Source organism: Thiomonas sp. (assembly GCF_054608695.1).
Genome location: NZ_JBTRXV010000005.1, coordinates 1 through 15,774, shown reverse-complemented (window position 1 = coordinate 15,774; position 15,774 = coordinate 1). Strand labels below are relative to the sequence as shown.

Here is a 15,774-nt window from a genome sequence, read left to right as displayed (position 1 = left end):
ACTGGGAAAACCGGCTGGCAGCGGCCGGGTGACGGCCGATTTCACCAAGCGACCGTTCCCGCCGCAGCGGTTGCGGCGCGTGTGCCAAACCGCTGCGGGCATGGCGAGGCCTTCCAGCGCCCTCCCTGCAGGCGGCACGGGGCCGCTCACACCAGCCGGTCGGACGCCCTTTGCACCGCCTGCAACTTGCGCCCGCTGCGGCGTTCCCAGTCGGCAGCCTGGTCCTCGTCCACCGGGCCGACATGGAAGTAGCGCGCCTCCGGGTGGGCGAGGTAGAAACCGCTGACGCTGGCGGCCGGCAGCATGGCCCAGCTTTCCGTCAGGCTCATGCCGATGTCGTCGGCAGCGAGCACGCGGAACATGGCCTCCTTCACCGAATGCTCCGGGCAGGCGGGGTAGCCGGGGGCGGGGCGGATGCCGCGGTATTGCTCGGCGATGAGTTGGGCGTTGCTGAGTTGCTCGCCCGCCGCATAGCCCCAGAAGTCGGTGCGCACGCGCAGGTGCAGCCACTCGGCCATGGCCTCGGCCAGGCGGTCGGCCAGGGCTTTGAGCAGGATGGCGTTGTAGTCGTCGAATTCGGCCATGAATTCCTCCACTTTCTTCTCCACGCCCAGGCCGGAAGTGACGGCGAACAGGCCGATGTGGTCCTCGCCCGCGCCCCTTGGCGCGATGAAATCGGCCAGCGCCAGGTTCGGGCGCAGCACGCCGTCGACCACCGGACGCTCGGTCTGCTGGCGCAGGCCATGCCAGGTCATCAGCTCAGTCGTGCGGCTGGCGTCGGTGTAGAGCACGATGTCGTCCTCGTGCACGCTGTTGGCGGGGTAGAGGCCGATGGTGGCGTGTGCCTGCAGCCAACGACCGTCGACGATGCGCTTGAGCATGGCCTGGGCGTCGGCGAACACCTTGCGCGCCTGCTCACCGACGACGACGTCGTCCAGGATGGCGGGGTAGGGCCCGGCCAGATCCCAGGTCTGGAAGTACGGCCCCCAGTCGATGAAGGCCGCGACCTCGTGCAGATCGACATTGCGAAACACCCGCCGGCCGATGAACTTGGGCGCCGGCGGCAAGCCCTGCGACCAGTCCAGCCTGAGCTTGTTGGCGCGCGCCTGCGCCAGCGTCACCAGCGGGGTTTGCTTCTTGCCGGCATGCTGGGTGCGGATGCGGTCGTAATCGGCCAGCGTCTCGGCGACGAAACTCCCGGCTTGCTCCGACAGCAGGTTTTGGGTGATGCCCACGCTGCGCGAGGCGTCGGGCACGTAGACCACCGGGCCTTCGTAATGCGGCGCGATCTTCACCGCCGTATGCACCCGGCTGGTGGTGGCGCCGCCGATCAGCAGCGGAATCTTCTTCATGCGGAAATAGTCGTCGCGCTGCATCTCGGCGGCCACGTATTGCATCTCTTCCAGGCTGGGCGTGATGAGGCCGGAGAGGCCGATGACGTCGGCCCCTTCCACCTTGGCGCGCGCCAGAATCTCCTGGCACGGCACCATCACGCCCATGTTCACCACGTCGAAATTGTTGCACTGGAGCACGACGGTGACGATGTTCTTGCCGATGTCGTGCACGTCGCCCTTGACCGTGGCGATGACGATCTTGCCGCGCGACTTCACATCGCCGCCAGCCGCCTCGATCAGGCGTTTTTCCTCTTCGATGTAGGGCAGCAGGTGGGCCACCGCCTGCTTCATCACCCGCGCGCTCTTCACCACCTGCGGCAGGAACATCTTGCCCTGGCCGAACAGGTCGCCGACGATGTTCATGCCCTCCATCAACGGGCCTTCGATCACGGCCAGCGGGCGCCGGCCTTCGGCGGCGAAACGGGCGCGAAGCTCCTCGGTGTCTTCGGTGATGAAGTCGGTGATGCCATGCACCAGCGCATGGCTCAGGCGCTGCTCCACCGGATGCACGCGCCAGGCGTTTTTCTCGCTCTCGTCCTTGACCTTGCCCTTGACCGACTCGGCCATCTCCACCAGGCGCTCGCCGGCGTCGGGGCGGCGGTCCAGCACCACGTCCTCCACGCGTTCGCGCAGCTCGGGGTCGAGGTCGTCGTACACGCCCATCTGCCCGGCGTTGACGATGCCCATGTCCATGCCGGCCTTGATGGCGTGATACAGGAACACGGTGTGGATGGCCTCGCGCACGCCGTCGTTGCCACGGAAGCTGAACGACACATTACTCACCCCGCCCGAGACCTTGGCGCCGGGTAGATTCTTCTTGATCCAGGCCGTGGCGTCGATGAAGTCCACCGCGTAATGGTTGTGTTCCTCGATGCCGGTGGCGATGGCGAAGATGTTGGGGTCGAAGATGATGTCCTCGGGCGGGAAACCCACCTCGTCCACCAGGATGCGGTAAGCCCGCTCGCAGATCTCGATCTTGCGCCGGAAGGTGTCGGCCTGTCCCTTCTCGTCGAAGGCCATGACCACGGCGGCGGCGCCGTAGCGCCGCACCAGCCGCGCCTGGCGGCGGAACTCGGCCTCGCCTTCCTTCATCGAGATGGAGTTGACGATGGCCTTGCCCTGCACGCAGCGCAAGCCGGCTTCGATCACGCTCCACTTCGAGCTGTCGATCATCAGCGGCACGCGGGCGATGTCGGGCTCGGAGGCCATCAGGTTGAGGAAGCGCACCATCGCCGCCTGGCTGTCGAGCATGGCCTCGTCCATGTTCACGTCCACCACCTGCGCGCCGTTCTCCACCTGCTGACGCGCCACGGCCAGCGCCTTGTCGAACTCGCCGGCCAGAATCATGCGGGCGAAGGCCTTGGAGCCGGTGACGTTGGTGCGCTCGCCGATGTTGACGAACAGCGAACCCGGCCCAACGACGAGCGGCTCCAGGCCCGACAGCATCAGCGGTGGAGGTGTGGTGGTGTCGAAGGAGGCGGTGTCTGCGGGCGCGGTCATGGATCTGGTGTCTGGGGAAACCCGCGCTGCTTGACGCGGTGCGAGAATGTAGAGCGATTCCCAAAACCAGAAGATTCTAGGCAACGCTCCATGCCCTTGTTTCGCCGCCCACCCGCGTCGCGCGCCTCGCCCACCCTGCGCGACTGGACGCCGCGCATCGTCGACGTGCTGCTGCGCATGCCGGCCTGGCTGCGCCTGAGCAAGACCGAGGCGCGCATCCTCGCCGGGTATATGGACATTCAGTTCGTGCCGGCCGGCATCGTCTTCATCCGCCAGGACGACCCCACCCACGCCGACGGCATGATGCTGCTGCTGGACGGTGAGGTCAGCGTCGAGAAAAGCGCCAACCAGCAGGCCGACAGCCTGGTCGTGTCCATCGCCCAGCCTGGCGCGCTGTTGGGCGAGATGGGCATTCTGAACGACGCGCCGCGCTCCGCCAGTTGCGTGGCCTACACCGACGTGGTGCTGGCGCTGCTCACGCGCGAGGCGCTGGAGCGTCTGGTCAGCGAATTTCCGCCGGTGGCCGCGAAGCTGGCCCTGGGCATCGCCTCGCGCCTGGCCGAGCGCCTGCGCTCCACGTCCAGCAAGCTGTCCACGCTGTCGCAAGTGACGGCGGCCATGCATCCCACGCTCGACGCCTCCACCCTCGTCGGCGGGCTCAAGCGCAACAAGGCGCGCCGGCAGTAGGCGGCGGCAAGCATCGCCAGTGCGACCGCCGCCGTCCCAGACCGCCTCGATGCCACCCATGCAGCACCTCACCCACGCCGATGTTTTCGCCTGCATGGACCGGGGTGCGCCCCTGGCCGAGATCATGGCCTGCTTGCTCGAAGCCCTGCAGCAGCGCGACCCGGCCACGCTCGCGGCGCTTGCGGCGGAGCGCGCGCATCGCCGACTATGTCGCCCGGGTCGAACAGGAGCGCAGCGAACACCTCGACATCCTGGACCTGGCCATCGGAGGCAGCGGCACCGGCGTTTGGGATCGTGACGTCCAGGCTGGAACCATTCGCGACTCCCCAGGCTGGACGGCCATTCTGGGCTTTGACGCCGACGAACTCTCGACGCGGATCGAGGACAGCTATGGGCGCATCCATCCCGACGACCTGCCCAAGGTCCGCGCCGCCATGCAGGCGCATTTCGAGCAGCGCACGCCCGACTACACCGTGGAGCACCGCATCCGCTGCAAGGACGGCAGCACCGTCTGGCGCGGCTTCGTCACCGACACCACCGAGCGCAAGGAGGCCGAGCGGCAGTTGCGCCTGCCCGCCTCGGTCGATGACCTGACGCAACTGCCCAACCAACGCAGTTTCATGGCGCGCATGGAGCAGGAGCTGGCCCGCCTGCGCAGCTCGCCCCAGGCCAGGGCGACGGTCCTGATTGCGACCTCGACCCTTTCAAGCGCATCAACGATGGCTACGGGCATGCCAGGGGCGATCTGGTCTTGCAGCACTTTGCCGCCATTCTGCGCAGTCAGCTGCGCAAGGACGGCGGGCCGGCGGGCGAGCTCAGCCCTGCTGCCGCGCCAGATTCGCCCGGCTTACGCCGCCCGCTGGTAGAACGGACCGCGCCCAGCCAGCAGCCGTGGCTTTTGGTGATCGACCGCGCGGCCGATGGCGGCGATGTGCTCGGGCGTGGTGCCGCAGCAGCCGCCGACGATGTTGACCAAGCCTTCGGCGGCGAACTCGTGCAGCAGCCGCGAGGTCACGTCCGGCGTTTCGTCGAAGCCGGTGTCGCTCATCGGGTTGGGCAGGCCGGCGTTGGGGTAGCAGGAAATGAAAGTGTCCCCGGCAGCTTTCGCCAGTTCCTGCAGATACGGCCGCATCAGCGCGGCGCCCAGGGCGCAGTTCAGCCCCACGGCCAGGGGCTGGGCGTGGCGCACGCTGGCCCAGAACGCGGGCACGGTCTGGCCGGACAGGATGCGCCCGGAGGCGTCGGTCACGGTGCCGCTGATGACCAGCGGCAGGCGCTCGCCGCTGGCCTCGAACCACTCGTCGATGGCGAACAGCGCCGCCTTGGCATTCAAGGTGTCGAAAATGGTTTCCACCAGGAACAGGTCCACCCCTTCCTCGCCCAGCGCCTTCGCTTGCTCGTAGTAGGCCGCGCGCAATTGCTCGAAGGTGATGTTGCGCGCACCGGGGTCGTTCACGTCGGGGCTGATGCTGGCGGTCTTGGGCGTGGGGCCGAAAGCGCCGGCGACGAAGCGCGGCTTGGCCGGCGTGCTGTGCGCGTCAGCGCTGGCGCGGGCGATGCGCGCGGCGGCGCGGTTCATCTCGTCGGCCAGTCCGGCCATGGCGTAATCGTCCTGCGCGATGGTGGTGGCGCCGAAGGTGTTGGTCTCGACGATGTCGGCGCCGGCCTGGAAATAGCCATCGTGGATGTCGCGGATGATCTGCGGCTGGGTGAGGTTGAGCAGCTCGTTGTTGCCCTTGACGTCCTTCGGCCAAGTTTTGAAACGTTCGCTGCGGTACTGCGCCTCGTTGAGCTTGAAGCGCTGGATCATGGTGCCCATGGCGCCGTCGAGAATGAGGATGCGCTGGCGCAACAGCGCCGGCAGTTGCGCGCCGCGCGTGTAGGCGGGCTGGGGCTGTGCTGGGGTGGCGGAGGTCATGCGCGGATTCTAGGAGGGGATGGATTCATGCGGCGCGCTCAGGACTGCGGCAGCAGCATCACGAGCTTGAGGTCGCCATGCAGGGCGGGGCGCAGGGTGATCTGCTCGAACACCAGCTCGCCGAGCCGGGGATGGTGGAAGCGGCGTTCGCCGCCTTCGCGCGCGAGCACATCGTGGCGCTGCCAGCAGCGGGCAAAGTCGACGCTTTCGGCGGCCAGCGCATCCACTTGTTCGCGCAAGGGCGGCGTGTCGATCTGCAAGCCGCAGTCGGCGCGGAATTCGGCCACCAGGCGATGGCTGCGGGCGTCCCAATCGTGGATCAGCTTGCGCGCGGCGGGATCGAGAAACAGAAAACGCAGCAGGTTGGGTGGCTGCGGCGCCCCCGCCGCGCCCCAATCGAGGAAAAGCTCGGCAGCCTGCGGATTGCTGGCGGCGACATCCCAGCGGCGGTCGAGCACATAGGCGGGGCAGGTCATGTGCCGCACGCTGCGCAGCACGGCATCCACGGGGCGAGGCTTCTCGCCGGGTGCTGCGTGGTCCAGTCGCCCGGCGAGTTCGAACAGATAGACCCGCTCGGCCCCGGACAACTGCAGCGCCTGCGCAAGCCGGGCGAGCATGGCGGCGGACGCGGCCACCGGCCGCCCCTGTTCGAGCCAGGTGATCCAGGCGGCGCTCACCCCACATAGCTGGGCCAGCTCCTCGCGGCGCAAGCCGGGCGTGCGCCGGCGCGCGGTGGGTGCGATGCCGGCAGACTGCGGCTGCAGACGTTGGCGGTGCAGGCGGATGAAGGCGCCGAGGTGTTCGCGCCGCAGCGCGGGCGCGGCATCGGCGGTCTGTAGCTCGGGGCTGGACATGGGTGTTCGAATCTTGCGGCGGTAGCGCTGGCATCTTTTATACCAGGATATTTTCTTATCTTGTACCAGGATGGAAGCAGAACTATGTTCATCCCAGTGGACGCGATGCTGCGCCACATCTCTCCCCTCAACCACGCAAAACGCCATGAAACAGCAAAACCTCGCCGCCGCGCAGTTCGGCGCCACCGCCCAGTCCTACCTCACCAGCTGCGTGCACTTGCAAGGCGCTGACTTGCAGCGCCTGGGCCGCCTGGCGCGCGAACTGGGCTGCCAAGATGCACTCGACCTGGGCTGCGGCGCCGGTCACGCCAGCTATGCGCTGGCCGAGGGCGGCGCACGCGTGACGGCCTATGACATCTCCCAGGCCATGCTCGACGTGGTGGCCGCCGAGGCACGTCAGCGCGGCCTTGAAAACCTGCGCACCCAGCAAGGGCCGGCTGAATGCCTGCCCTTCGCGGACGCCACGTTCGATCTCGTGGCCACGCGCTTCTCGGCGCACCACTGGCTGGACGTGAAAACGGCTCTGGCCGAGGCGCGACGCGTGCTGAAGGCGGACGGCACGCTGGTGGTGATCGATGCGGTCGCCCCCGAAAACCCCTTGTTCGATACCGTGCTGCAGACCGTGGAAATCCTGCGCGACGCCTCGCATATACGCGACTACCGGGTGTCTGAATGGAGCGCCATGCTGCAGGCCGCCGGCTTCGCGGCGCCCGCATCGGACAGCTGGACCTTGCCGATGGAGTTCGCCTCCTGGACCGCCCGCATGCGCACCCCGGCGCTGCGCGCCGACGCGGTACGCGACGTGCTCGCCCACGCAGCGCAGGAGGCCCGGCAGCACTTCGACGTGAAGCCCGACGGCTCGTTCCGCCTGGATGTGGCCTGGCTGCAGACGCGGCCTGTGGCTTGACGCAATGTGGCGCGGGAGCGGGCCTGGCATTTTTGCCCAGACGCAAAATCAGCCCCGCTCCGCACGGCGGGACTAAGATTGCCCGCTTGCCTCGCATGCCCCTGACATCCATGCCCTTCCTGCCCCGCCTGCGTCTGTGGGCTCGCCGCCAAGCCAGCCTGGTCTGGTTGCTGGTGCTGGCCCATGCGGCCATGCCGCTGGCGCAGGCGCTGCAGCCCCAGGCGCAATGGGTGGAGATGCCGTATTGCGCAGGCGCTGTGAGCGCGGCCTCGGCGCAACGGGCACACGCCACCCAGCACGAATCAGCCCTGCGGGGCGTGGCCGAAGCCAGCGGACTCGCCCCGGAAGCTGCCGGACAAAGCCCGGTGCAGGGCCACACCCCTGCGCATGCGCACCTGCTGGTGCTGTTCACGCCCAACGCCTGCCCGGCAGGCTCCGGTCCGCAAGCGGCTTTGCCGGCCGGCGCCGCCTTCCTGCCCGCCATCACACCTTGCGCGGCCTGCACCGCACCCCGGCAAGACGCCCCCAAACCCGCCGCGCTGGCCTACTCGCGGCCGCAGACCCGCGCACCTCCCGCAGAAAACACCGCAGCCTGATCGACCGTGGCAGGGCCCCGTGGGCCATGCCGGTTTCTTTCCTGCGGCGCTTTGCGCACGCCATCCCTCCGGGCCATGCTCCCGAAGGCACGGTGCGCAAAGCGCGGGAGTCCATCGATGCAACACCTTTTTGTCCGCCTGCCGCGCGCCGCGCTGGCCGGCTTGTTCCTGGCCGCCGCCCCGGTGTCGGCCTTCGCCTGCGCCACCTGCGGCTGCTCGCTGTCCAGCGACGCGGCCATGGGCTATTCGGCCGCCTCCGGCTGGCGCATCAGCCTGCAGTACGACTACATCAACCAGAACCAGCTTCGCGGCGGCACGAGCACGGTTTCGCCGGCCCAGGTGGTGAACGCCCCGACCACCGGCGAGCTGGAGCACGACACCATCAACCGCTACACGACCCTGGGCCTGAGCTACAGCCCCAACGCGGACTGGAACATCAACCTGCAGATTCCCTACGTCGACCGCAGCCACACCAGCTACACCGACACGACCTCGGCGCCGTTCGACAGCGCGCAGCTGAACGCGGCCAATCTCAGCGGCTCGCACAGCTCCAGCCTGGGCGACGTCAAGCTCATCGGCAGCTGGCAGGGCTTGCTGCCGACCCACGCCCTGGGTCTGCAGCTGGGCGTGAAACTGCCCACGGGACGCTATGGCGGACCGAACGCGGCCGGCACCGGGGTGGTGGGCAACAGCCCCGTGGCCTTCTCCAGCGGACCGAGCGCCGGGCAGTGGCTCGACACCAGCCTGCAACCCGGCACCGGCAGCACCGACCTCATCGTCGGCGCCTACTACTACCAGGCGGTGAGCCAGAACTTCGATGCTTTCGTCAACGGCCAATTCCAGGCCGCGATGCTGCACAAGCTCGACCAACCCGGCGAAGACTATCGCCCCGGCAATCTGGCCACGGTGAGCTTTGGGCTGCGCTACGAGAAAGACCCGACCATCGTGCCGCAGCTGCAGGTCAACATCAGCCGCAAGAGCCATGACCAGGGCGCGCTGGCCGATACTTTGGACACCGCCGGCACTGTGGCCTATCTCAGCCCCGGCGTGAGCGTGAGCTTGATGCGGAACATGCAGCTGTATGGTTTCGTCCAGCTGCCGGTCTACAGCAAGCTCGACGGCTACCAGGTGTTCCCGAAATGGACCGCCAGCGCGGGCGTGAGTTACGCATTTTGATGCCCGCCGTGCGCAGGAGAACGCCCCCTTGCGCACGGTGGCATTTCCGCGGGCCGCCGCGCCCGCTTTGTTGTTTCGATCCTGAAGGAGAGTTGAGATGAGCAGCATGCCTACCCCACACCACAAGTCCCACGGCATCGCGCGCCGCGCCCTGCTGGCTTCCTGCGTCGCCGTGGCGGCCGTGACTATCGCGCCGGCCTTCGCCGTGGGCGCGCCCACCGTACAGGCCAAGGGCGCCTGGATCCGCTGGCTGCCTGCCAATCTGCCGGCAGGCGGCTATGTCCAACTCAGCAACACCGGCGACAAGCCTGCGGTGCTGGTGGGCGCCGAAAGCCCGGACTACGGCAACACCATGCTGCACCAGACCGTCAGCAAAGGCGGCGTGAGCGAGATGATCCACGTCGACAAGATCACCATCCCCGCGCACGGCCACATGGCCTTCTCGCCCGGCGGCTACCACATCATGCTGATGCAGCCGAAGAAGGAGGTCAAGCCCGGCGACAAGGTGCCCATCACCTTCCAGTTCGAAGGCGGCAAGATGCTGACCGTGGACTTCGAGGTGCGCAAGCCCGGCGCCAGCGGTCCTGGCACCATGAAGGGCATGGACATGGGCGGCATGAAAGGCATGGATATGAGCGGACAACATGACATGCACGGCCAACACTGACCACGTCCCCGCCCGCCGGGCCCTGCTGCGCCGCGCGGCCGGTTTCGGGCTAGCCGCGGCGGGCGGCCTGCTCGCGCCGCTGGCCCGGGCAGACGCGCTCAAACTCGGGCAACCGGCACCGCCCCTGGTGCTGCACGCGCTGGACGGACGCAACATCGCCACGCGGGACCTGCTCGGCCAGGTGGTGATCGTGACGTTCTGGGCCACCTGGTGCGACCCCTGCCGCGAGGAGCTGCCCATCCTCTCCGCTTATGCAAAGCGGCACGCCGCGCAGGGCCTGCAGGTGCTGGGCTTCAGCCTGGACGCGCCGGCCGACCTGCCCAAGGTGCGGGACGTGGCCGCCACGCTGAGCTTTCCCGTCGGCCTGCTGGGCAGCGCCTACGCGGGAGGCTATGGCCGCGTCTGGCGCATTCCGGTGAGTTTCACCATCGACCGTGCCGGCAAGCTCGCCGACAACGGCTGGGACGACGACCAGCCGGCCTGGACCGAGGCACGACTCCGCCAGGTCGTCACCCCGTTGCTGTCGCGCGCGACCTAGGCTGGTCAAGCCCGCCGCGTGCGCCGTCCGGCCGCGCGTCATGACGCCGCACCGGCAACCCCGACCGCGCCTCGACGCGGCGGCGAGCATCGCTGCGCCTGACAGCCCCTCGCGCCCCAGGAGAAACCCCAGTTTCTACAATGCCGGTTTCGGTGCCCGCCATGAACGCCCCTCAAATTCCGCCGCTCGAAGTTCCCGCGCCAACCCCCGACGCCGCGCCTGCCGCGGCCCTGTCGCTGGCGGACGCCCCGGCGCGCCTGCGCGAGATTCCCTACAACTACACCTCGTTTTCCGACCGCGAGATCGTCATCCGCCTGCTCGGCGCCGAAGCCTGGGGCTGGCTCGACCAATTGCGCCAGGAGCGCCGCACCGGGCGCAGCGCGCGCATGCTGTACGAGGTGCTGGGCGATATCTGGGTGCTCAAGCGCAATCCCTACCTGCAGGACGACCTGCTGCATTCGGGCAAGCGCCGGCGTGCGCTGATCGACGCCCTTTGGCACCGCCTGCGCGAAATCGACAAGCGCAGGCACGGCACCGACACGCAGGACGCGCACGCCAGCGCGCGCGACGCCCTGGTGCTGCAACTGCTGGAGCGCGCCCGCGCCACCGTGGGCGCGTTCGCCGCCTGGTTCGACGCGGTCGCGGCGCTGCGCAAGCGGGCGCTGCGCGAGCTGACGCGCCACACCCGGCGCGACAACATCCGCTTCGACGGTCTGGCGCGCGTCTCGCACATGACCGACGCCACCGACTGGCGCGTCGAAGTGCCCTTCGTCGTGCTCTGCCCCGACACCGAGGCCGAGATGGCGCCGCTGGTGCAGGCCTGCGTATCGCTGGGCCTGACCATCGTGCCGCGCGGCGGCGGCACCGGCTACACCGGCGGCGCGGTGCCGCTGGTGTGGAACAGCGCCGTCATCAACACCGAGAAGCTGGAAGACCTGGGCGCGGTGGAGCACATCGCACTGCCCGGCTTGGCCGAGCCCGTGGCCACCATCCGCAGCGGCGCCGGGGTGGTGACGCAGCGCGTGACCGACGCCGCCGACCGCGCCGGCCTGGTGTTCGCGGTCGACCCCACCTCCGCCGACGCCTCCTGCATTGGCGGCAATATCGCCATGAACGCCGGCGGCAAGAAGGCCGTGCTGTGGGGCACCGCCATCGACAACCTCGCCTGGTGGCGCCTGGTGGACCCGCAAGGCCGCTGGGTCGAGGTCACGCGCCTGGACCACAACCTGGGCAAGATTCACGACGTCGAACTGGCGCGCTTCCAGGTGGAGACCTTCGCCGCCGACATGCGCACGCTGCTGAGCAGCGAAGTGCTGGAAATCGAAGGCGCGCGCTTTCGCAAGGCCGGCCTCGGCAAGGACGTGACCGACAAATTCCTCGCCGGCCTGCCCGGCATCCAGAAGGAAGGCTGCGACGGGCTCATCACCAGCGCGCGCTGGGTGCTGCACCGCATGCCGCCGCAAGTGCGCACCTTCTGCCTGGAGTTCTTCGGCCAGGCGCGCGAGGCCATTCCCAGCATCGTCGAGATCAAGAACTTCCTGGAGAACCGCCCCGGCGGCGCCATCCTCGCCGGCTTGGAACATCTGGACGAGCGCTATCTGAGAGCCGTGGGCTATGCGCCCAAGAGCAAGCGAGGCGCCTTCCCGAAAATGGTGCTGTTCGGCGACATCGTGGGTGAGGACGCCGCCGCCGTGGCCCGCGCCACGGCCGAGGTGGTGCGCATGGCCAATGCCCGCGTCGGCGAAGGCTTCGTCGCCGTCAGTGCCGAGGCGCGCAAGAAATTCTGGCTCGACCGCAAGCGCACCGCCGCCATCGCCCGCCACACCAACGCCTTCAAGATCAATGAAGACGTGGTGATTCCGCTGCCGCGCATGGGCGAGTATGTCGACGGCATCGAGCGCATCAATATCGAACTCTCGCTGACGAACAAGCTGCAGCTCGCCGCCGAGCTGGACCGCTTCCTGCGCGGACGCCTGCCGCTGGCGAAGAACGAGGAGCTGAGCGAGGGCGAGGCCCCGGTCGCGGCCGACGAGCTGGAGGCCGCGCGCGAACAGGCGCTGGAGCTGCTGGGCGGCGTGCACGCCCGCTGGAGCTTCCTGCTGCAGGCGCTGGATGCGCCGCTGTCGCAGGCCCTGTCGCACTTCGCCGCACTCGGGCTGCCCCCGGCCGAAACCGCAGCGATGCAGATGCTGCACCGCCAGCCGCGGGCGCAGCTCTTTCATCTGCTGCAGGACCACAGCCTGCGGGTGTCGTGGAAGGCGGACATACGCCGGCCGCTGCACGCGCTGTTCGCCGGCGGCGCCTTCGAGCCGCTGCGCCGCGAGCTCGACGCCATCCACAAGCGCGTGCTCAAGGGCCGCGTCTGGGCGGCGCTGCACATGCACGCCGGCGACGGCAACGTGCACACCAACATCCCGGTGAACTCGGACGATTACGCCATGCTGCAAGCCGCGCAAGCTGCGGTGGCGCGCATCATGGCGCTGGCGCGCAATCTGGACGGCGTGATTTCCGGCGAGCATGGCATCGGCATCACCAAGCTGGAGTTCTTGACCGAGGCCGAGATCGGCCCGTTCCGCGACTACAAGCTGCGCGTCGACCCCGAAGGCCGCTTCAACAAGGGCAAGCTGCTGCGCGATCCCAAGCTGCCCGCCGACCTGACCAACGCCTACACGCCGAGCTTCGGGCTCATGGGGCACGAGTCGCTGATCATGCAGCAAAGCGACATCGGCGCGATTTCCGACTCGATCAAAGACTGCCTGCGCTGCGGCAAGTGCAAGCCGGTGTGCGCCACCCATGTGCCGCGCGCCAACCTGCTCTATTCGCCACGCAACAAAATCCTCGCCACCTCGCTGCTGGTCGAAGCGTTTTTGTACGAAGAGCAAACCCGGCGCGGCATCAGCATCCACCACTGGGAAGAGTTCGAGGACGTGGCCGACCACTGCACCGTCTGCCACAAATGCCTCACACCTTGCCCCGTGGACATCGACTTCGGCGACGTGTCGATGAACATGCGCAACCTGCTGCGCAAGATGGGCAAGAAGAGCTTCAACCCCGGCAGCAGCGCCGCCATGTTCTTCCTCAACGCCACCGACCCGCGCACCATCAAGACGGTGCGAACCGGCTTGATGCAATGGGGCTTCAAGGCGCAGAACGCGGCGGTGAAATTGCTGCGCGGCCCGGCGAAAAGGCAGACCGCCGCGCCGCCCGCCACCACCGGCAAATCGCCGCTGCGCGAGCAGGTCATTCACTTCATCAACAAACCCATGCCGGGCGGGCTGCCGAAGAAAACCGTGCGTGCCCTGCTCGACATCGAGGACAAGGACTTCGTCCCCATCATCCGCAACCCGGCCACCACCACGGTGGACAGCGAAGCGGTGTTCTATTTCCCCGGCTGCGGCTCCGAGCGCCTTTTTTCACAGGTGGGCCTGGCCACCCAGGCCATGCTGTGGCAGGTGGGGGTGCAGACCGTGCTGCCGCCGGGCTATCTGTGCTGCGGCTACCCCCAGCGCGGCGCGGGTCAGTTCGACAAGGCCGAGAAGATCATCACCGACAACCGGGTGCTGTTCCACCGCGTGGCCAACACGCTGAACTACCTCGACATCAAGACCGTGGTGGTGAGCTGCGGTACCTGCTTCGACCAGTTGCAGGGCTATGACTTCGACAAGATTTTTCCCGGTTGCCGCATCGTCGACATCCACGAATTCCTGCTCGAAAAGGGCGTGGCCCTGCCCGCCAGCGGCACCGCCTACCTCTACCACGACCCCTGCCACAGCCCGATGAAACAGCAGGAGCCGATGAAAACGGTGAAAGCCCTGCTGGGCGACGGCGTGCGCAAGAGCGAGCGCTGCTGCGGCGAGAGCGGCACCCTGGGGGTGAGCCGGCCCGACATCTCCACCCAGGTGCGCTTTCGCAAGGAAGAGGAGCTGCGCGCCGACGAGGCCGCGCTGCGGGCGCAGGGCCACAGCGGCGACATCAAGATCCTCACCTCCTGCCCGAGTTGCCTGCAAGGCCTGTCGCGCTACCGCGACGACCTGCAAAGCGGCCTGCTGGAGGCGGACTACATCGTGATCGAGATGGTCCGCCACATCCTCGGCGAAGACTGGATGCCGAAGTATGTGCAAGCGGCCAATGCGGGTGGCATCGAGCGGGTGCTGGTGTAGCGGCGCGTCCGATGGGGCCCTCTTCGAGAGGGCCGTGCGATCTCGCAGCCAGTCCCGGCGGCGTCAAGCCAAAACAGGCAAAACCTTTTTTCTATTTTGGATCGCAGGGGCGAAAAAAAAGCCGCCCGAAGGCGGCTTTCAAAATCACAGACGAAGCAGCTTGCGCTGATCAGAACTGGTGACGGATGCCCAGGGCGAAGCCGCTGGAGGTGAAGCCCGTACCGGCAACTAGTGCGTCGTTGTTGCCAGTCGCATCTTGCACGGTGAAGGCAGCGCCCGTATCGTTCGAAATGTGCGCATACGAGGTGTACAGGTTGGTGCGCTTCGACAGCGAATAGGTGTAGCCGATCGCGTACTGCTTGGCACCCAGACCTGCCGTGGTCTTGTCTTTCTCCGCCGTGTAGGAAGCCAGGATGGAGCCAGGACCCACGGGCACGGTCGCGCCCAGCATCCAGACGTCCAGCTTGTCGCCGCTTGTACCAGCAACAGTGCCCTGTTGGTTTTGGGCATACATGCCCGCCAGCTTGGCCACGCCGAAGTCATAGCTGCCAACGATCATGGTGTGCTTTGCGGCCGCATTACCATTGTACCAATTTTCGCGCAGGTAGTCCACGCCGACCATGATCGGGCCGTTGTTGTATCCGCCGTGCAGGTTATATTGGCCAGTCGTGTTGTAGGTCGAGCCGGCAGGCGGCGTCAGCGCACCACCAGACGACATGCCATCACCAAACACATACAGGCCGGCGACATTGAAACCGCTGAAATTCGGCGATTGATAAATGATCGACTGGCTGGCGCGAGCCGGAGCACCGATCAAGCCGATGTTGCTGATGGTGCCGGTCATGCCGTAACCGAACGGGTCGATATTGGCTTGGTCCAGGAAGGTCAGGGTGTATTGGCGGCCGAAGGACACGGCACCGAAATTACCCTTCAAGCCGGCGAAGGCTTGACGCTGCATGAAGCCGCCGCCGCCACCATAACCAAGATTACCGCCGGTGCAAAAGCCGACGTTACCCGGCGCGCTGGCGTACGTGCCGCCGTTGGCGCAGAAGCCGGTTTCAGCGTCGAAGAACGCCGACAGACCACCGCCCAGGTCTTCCGTGCCCTTGATGCCAATACGTGAGCCGGCCTGAATCCCGGTGCCCAGCTTGGTGACGCTGCTATTACCGTTGCTGTAGTGGGCCACGCCCAGGTCGATGATGCCGTACAGCTGCACGCTGCTTTGGGCGAAAGCTGCGCCCGAGAATGCGCCCAGAACTGCCAGGGCGAGTAGTGATTTTTTCATAGATGCATCTCCAGAAGATTGTTGGATAAAACGGTTTGCCGCGATGCTGCCTACCGCTGCGTAGCAAGCCGGCTTGGGCTCGGTGCCGGCCG

The 15,774-nt window shown here is 67.3% G+C and carries 11 protein-coding genes and 1 pseudogene; 8 read left to right on the top strand and 4 right to left on the bottom strand.

Annotation, left to right across the window (positions count from 1 at the left end; translation table 11 throughout):
• Nucleotides 1-146 precede the first annotated feature (146 nt).
• Nucleotides 147-2,894, bottom strand: coding sequence for a methionine synthase (metH, locus tag ACYCUK_RS03940; protein WP_461593532.1), 2,748 nt, complete (start codon nucleotides 2,892-2,894; stop codon nucleotides 147-149).
• Nucleotides 2,895-2,984: 90 nt separating this feature from the next.
• Here metH and ACYCUK_RS03935 point away from each other — a divergent pair, with 90 nt between their 5' ends.
• Together ACYCUK_RS03935 and ACYCUK_RS03930 are read left to right on the top strand one after the other, a co-directional pair.
• Nucleotides 2,985-3,581, top strand: coding sequence for a cyclic nucleotide-binding domain-containing protein (locus ACYCUK_RS03935; protein ID WP_461593531.1), 597 nt, complete (start codon nucleotides 2,985-2,987; stop codon nucleotides 3,579-3,581).
• A gap of 80 nt (nucleotides 3,582-3,661) precedes the next feature.
• Nucleotides 3,662-4,036, top strand: a pseudogene (locus tag ACYCUK_RS03930) (PAS domain-containing protein); the annotation flags it as partial.
• Between the two features lie 392 nt (nucleotides 4,037-4,428).
• Here the strand turns inward: ACYCUK_RS03930 and ACYCUK_RS03925 are convergent.
• Both ACYCUK_RS03925 and ACYCUK_RS03920 read right to left on the bottom strand, forming a co-directional pair.
• Entirely contained in the window at nucleotides 4,429-5,499 is a 1,071-nt protein-coding gene (locus ACYCUK_RS03925) for a homocysteine S-methyltransferase family protein (protein ID WP_461593530.1), read from the bottom strand.
• Nucleotides 5,500-5,537: 38 nt separating this feature from the next.
• Nucleotides 5,538-6,353: a helix-turn-helix transcriptional regulator gene (locus tag ACYCUK_RS03920; RefSeq protein WP_461593529.1), complete on the bottom strand. Its 816-nt coding sequence runs from the start codon at nucleotides 6,351-6,353 to the stop codon at nucleotides 5,538-5,540.
• 145 nt (nucleotides 6,354-6,498) lie between these two features.
• Here ACYCUK_RS03920 and ACYCUK_RS03915 point away from each other — a divergent pair, with 145 nt between their 5' ends.
• The 6 genes from ACYCUK_RS03915 (at nucleotide 6,499) to ACYCUK_RS03890 (ending at nucleotide 14,397) form a co-directional block, all read left to right on the top strand.
• Complete coding sequence (locus tag ACYCUK_RS03915) at nucleotides 6,499-7,260, top strand: class I SAM-dependent methyltransferase (RefSeq protein ID WP_461593528.1); 762 nt, start codon at nucleotides 6,499-6,501, stop codon at nucleotides 7,258-7,260.
• Between the two features lie 110 nt (nucleotides 7,261-7,370).
• Complete coding sequence (locus tag ACYCUK_RS03910) at nucleotides 7,371-7,856, top strand: hypothetical protein (protein ID WP_461593527.1); 486 nt, start codon at nucleotides 7,371-7,373, stop codon at nucleotides 7,854-7,856.
• A gap of 117 nt (nucleotides 7,857-7,973) precedes the next feature.
• Nucleotides 7,974-9,032 carry a transporter gene (locus ACYCUK_RS03905; RefSeq protein ID WP_461593526.1) on the top strand — a complete coding sequence of 353 codons (1,059 nt, stop codon included), beginning with the start codon at nucleotides 7,974-7,976 and terminating at the stop codon, nucleotides 9,030-9,032.
• A gap of 97 nt (nucleotides 9,033-9,129) precedes the next feature.
• Nucleotides 9,130-9,699: a copper chaperone PCu(A)C gene (locus ACYCUK_RS03900; RefSeq protein ID WP_461593525.1), complete on the top strand. Its 570-nt coding sequence runs from the start codon at nucleotides 9,130-9,132 to the stop codon at nucleotides 9,697-9,699.
• Nucleotides 9,677-10,237 (top strand): TlpA disulfide reductase family protein, encoded by a 561-nt coding sequence (locus ACYCUK_RS03895; RefSeq protein ID WP_461593524.1) that lies wholly within the window; start codon nucleotides 9,677-9,679, stop codon nucleotides 10,235-10,237. Before ACYCUK_RS03900 ends, ACYCUK_RS03895 begins: the two co-directional genes overlap by 23 nt.
• A gap of 161 nt (nucleotides 10,238-10,398) precedes the next feature.
• Nucleotides 10,399-14,397, top strand: a complete 3,999-nt coding sequence (locus tag ACYCUK_RS03890) for a DUF3683 domain-containing protein (RefSeq protein ID WP_461593523.1) — start codon at nucleotides 10,399-10,401, stop codon at nucleotides 14,395-14,397.
• Nucleotides 14,398-14,566: 169 nt separating this feature from the next.
• Here the strand turns inward: ACYCUK_RS03890 and ACYCUK_RS03885 are convergent.
• A partial coding sequence (locus ACYCUK_RS03885; RefSeq protein WP_461593522.1) for a porin occupies nucleotides 14,567-15,774 on the bottom strand: 1,208 nt, incomplete at its 5' end.

What these genes read in the sequence shown, in the direction of transcription:
- ACYCUK_RS03910 (WP_461593527.1), top strand. Translation starts at nt 7,371, where the DNA reads ATGCCCTTCCTGCCCCGCCTGCGTCTGTGGGCTCGCCGCCAAGCCAGC.
- ACYCUK_RS03890 (WP_461593523.1), top strand. Translation starts at nt 10,399, where the DNA reads ATGAACGCCCCTCAAATTCCGCCGCTCGAAGTTCCCGCGCCAACCCCC.
- ACYCUK_RS03895 (WP_461593524.1), top strand. Translation starts at nt 9,677, where the DNA reads ATGACATGCACGGCCAACACTGACCACGTCCCCGCCCGCCGGGCCCTG.
- ACYCUK_RS03905 (WP_461593526.1), top strand. Translation starts at nt 7,974, where the DNA reads ATGCAACACCTTTTTGTCCGCCTGCCGCGCGCCGCGCTGGCCGGCTTG.
- ACYCUK_RS03925 (WP_461593530.1), bottom strand. Translation starts at nt 5,499, where the DNA reads ATGACCTCCGCCACCCCAGCACAGCCCCAGCCCGCCTACACGCGCGGC.
- ACYCUK_RS03935 (WP_461593531.1), top strand. Translation starts at nt 2,985, where the DNA reads ATGCCCTTGTTTCGCCGCCCACCCGCGTCGCGCGCCTCGCCCACCCTG.
- metH (WP_461593532.1), bottom strand. Translation starts at nt 2,894, where the DNA reads ATGACCGCGCCCGCAGACACCGCCTCCTTCGACACCACCACACCTCCA.
- ACYCUK_RS03900 (WP_461593525.1), top strand. Translation starts at nt 9,130, where the DNA reads ATGAGCAGCATGCCTACCCCACACCACAAGTCCCACGGCATCGCGCGC.
- ACYCUK_RS03915 (WP_461593528.1), top strand. Translation starts at nt 6,499, where the DNA reads ATGAAACAGCAAAACCTCGCCGCCGCGCAGTTCGGCGCCACCGCCCAG.
- ACYCUK_RS03920 (WP_461593529.1), bottom strand. Translation starts at nt 6,353, where the DNA reads ATGTCCAGCCCCGAGCTACAGACCGCCGATGCCGCGCCCGCGCTGCGG.